This is a genomic window from Klebsiella sp. MS 92-3 (genome assembly GCF_000195655.1).
GTDB lineage: Bacteria > Pseudomonadota > Gammaproteobacteria > Enterobacterales > Enterobacteriaceae > Klebsiella > Klebsiella pneumoniae.
Genome location: NZ_GL882839.1, coordinates 45,702 through 47,993, shown reverse-complemented (window position 1 = coordinate 47,993; position 2,292 = coordinate 45,702). Strand labels below are relative to the sequence as shown.

At 57.5% G+C, this 2,292-nt stretch carries 3 protein-coding genes; 1 reads left to right on the top strand and 2 read right to left on the bottom strand.

The annotated features are described in order from the left end of the window. Nucleotides 1-23: 23 nt before the first annotated feature. Together pqqA and HMPREF9538_RS07150 are read right to left on the bottom strand one after the other, a co-directional pair. Nucleotides 24-95: a pyrroloquinoline quinone precursor peptide PqqA gene (gene pqqA, locus HMPREF9538_RS0128210; protein WP_002905689.1), complete on the bottom strand. Its 72-nt coding sequence runs from the start codon at nt 93-95 to the stop codon at nt 24-26. Nucleotides 96-231: 136 nt separating this feature from the next. Beyond that, on the bottom strand, nt 232-1,251 hold the full coding sequence (locus HMPREF9538_RS07150) for a dipeptidase (RefSeq protein ID WP_004199994.1): 1,020 nt from the start codon (nt 1,249-1,251) through the stop codon (nt 232-234). 243 nt (nt 1,252-1,494) lie between these two features. Here HMPREF9538_RS07150 and HMPREF9538_RS07155 point away from each other — a divergent pair. After that, nucleotides 1,495-2,292 (top strand): alpha/beta fold hydrolase (locus tag HMPREF9538_RS07155; RefSeq protein WP_032457203.1); only part of this gene is annotated, 798 nt, incomplete at its 3' end.

The window sequence follows — 2,292 nt, the reverse complement described above, 5'->3', positions numbered from 1 at the left end:
GGGGGGGGGGGGGGGGGGGGCGATTAACGGTTAGAAATGTACAGCGTCACTTCCAGACCGAGACGTAAATCGATAAAAGCAGGTTTCTTCCACATGTTTTGTTCCTCTTAAAAATGACTACAGGCCTCACGGATAATGGTGGATCTGTGACGGCTGCCGCATATTGCGCTTCACCGGGAGAGAGATCAACCCGGAATCTGTAAGGAATTAACTTTATGTTTACAATATAACCTATTGTTGCCAAACATTTTTTAATACCCGTAGCCAGTTACGCCACAGCAGCTTATCCAGCACCAATTGATCATAGCCGCTAGCGCGCAACGTATTGATAAGCCGCGGTAAGCCGGCCACATCGCCCAGCTCGTCCGGCAGGGTGATGCCGTCAAAATCCGAGCCAAGGGCCACATGATCCTCACCCATTATGTTAATAAGATAGTCGATATGCCGGACAATGGTGGTTAAGGGCGTGTCGCTATCGCGCCGGCCGTCGGCGCGCAGGAAAGCATTGCCGAAATTGACGCCCACCACGCCGCCGCTGTCGCGGATCGCCCGCAGTTGCTGGTCGGTCAGATTGCGCGGCTGCGGGCACAGGGCATGGGCATTGGAGTGGGTGGCCACCAGCGGTGACGTTGCGTGATGGGCGGTATCCCAGAACGCTTTTTCATTCATATGAGACACGTCAATCTGCATCTTCAAGGCATTGACCTGCTTAATCAGATCGATACCTGCCGCTGTCAGTCCAGGCCCAGTGTCCGGGCTACCGGGAAACGAACCGTTAACGCCGCTGCCGAAGCGGTTCGCAATATTCCAGAACGGACCAATGCTGCGGACCCCGGCGGCATAAAAGGCCTGCAGGTCGCGGCCCTCGCCATCAAAACCTCCGGCACCCTCAATATGCGCCACCATCGCCAGTACCTTATCCTCGCGGCAGCGCTCGATATCCGCCGCGCTCAGACACAATCTCAAGCGTCCAGCGGAGTGCGCGATAAGTTGCTTCAGGATGGCCAGTTGCTGCCAGAGGATATCGATCGGATCCCATCGTTGGCTGGCGTATTGCGGCGTCATACGGGCAATATATTCCTGCGGTGGCACGAATAGCGCGAATAGCCCGCCGGCAAATCCGCCTTGCAGCATGCGCGGATAGTCGAGATGGCCGTTCTCTATCCCGGCAAAGAAGGCGCTCACCGGATCCTCGCGATGGTGAAGCCAGAGATTCAGCAGCAGGTCATTGTGACCATCAAAAATCGCCATAGCGGGTTCCTGCGTTCTTAAGTGGTGAAAAATGCCTGCCACGGTAACGGATTTATCTCCCGGGGCAAGCATAAATTCACATGCCCGCAACAATTGCCAACCTCGACTTTGTATCACACTGTATCTCGCGGTGCTGCGCTGACATTAAGAGAGAAAAATGGCCCCGGTCGGGCACATGGCGGATACAAATTTCCGCTTTACTGGTCACGTACTCTCTTGATGACGATAAAAGGTGAGAAAACGATGAACAGATTATCCCTGATCCGCTATACCAGCGCCGTGGCGCTGGGGTTATCCACCCTGTGGTCCGCCGCCGTTTGCGCCGCTGAAGACGCGGGGGCGTTCGACAAGATCCAGCAGATCCGCGCCGGCGACCTGAATATTGGCTACGTGGATATCGGCCCGCGCGACGGCCAGCCGGTGATCCTGCTGCACGGCTGGCCCTACGATATTCAGAGCTATGCCCAGGTGGCGCCGGCTCTAGCGCAGAAGGGTTACCGGGTGATCGTGCCGTATCTTCGCGGCTACGGCACGACCCGTTTCCTCTCCGCCAGCATGCCGCGTAACGGTCAGCCGTCGGCGATGGCGGCCGATATTGTCCATCTGATGGACGCCCTTAACATCAGGCAGGCGGATCTGGCCGGTTTTGACTGGGGCGCGCGCACGGCGGATATCGTCGCCGCGCTGTGGCCGCAGCGGGTGAAATCCCTGGTCTCGGTGAGCGGGTATCTGATCAGCAGTCAGCAGATTGGCGAAAAACCGCTGCCGCCGCAGGCTGAGCTGTCGTGGTGGTATCAATTCTATTTTGCCACCCCGCGTGGGGAGGCCGGTTACCGGCAAAACACCCACGACTTTGCGAAATTTATCTGGCATCAGGCGTCGCCGCAGTGGCAATTCAGCGATGCGACCTTTGCCAAAACCGCCCGGGCTCTGGATAACCCGGACCATGTGGCGATCACCATCAGCAACTACCGCTGGCGCCTGGGGCTGGAGAAAGGGGAAGCGAAGTATGCCGGCTATGAACAACGGCTGGCGGCGCTA

Excerpts from the sequence above, each read along its gene's own strand:
- HMPREF9538_RS07150 (WP_004199994.1), bottom strand. The coding sequence starts at position 1,251 with ATGGCGATTTTTGATGGTCACAATGACCTGCTGCTGAATCTCTGGCTT.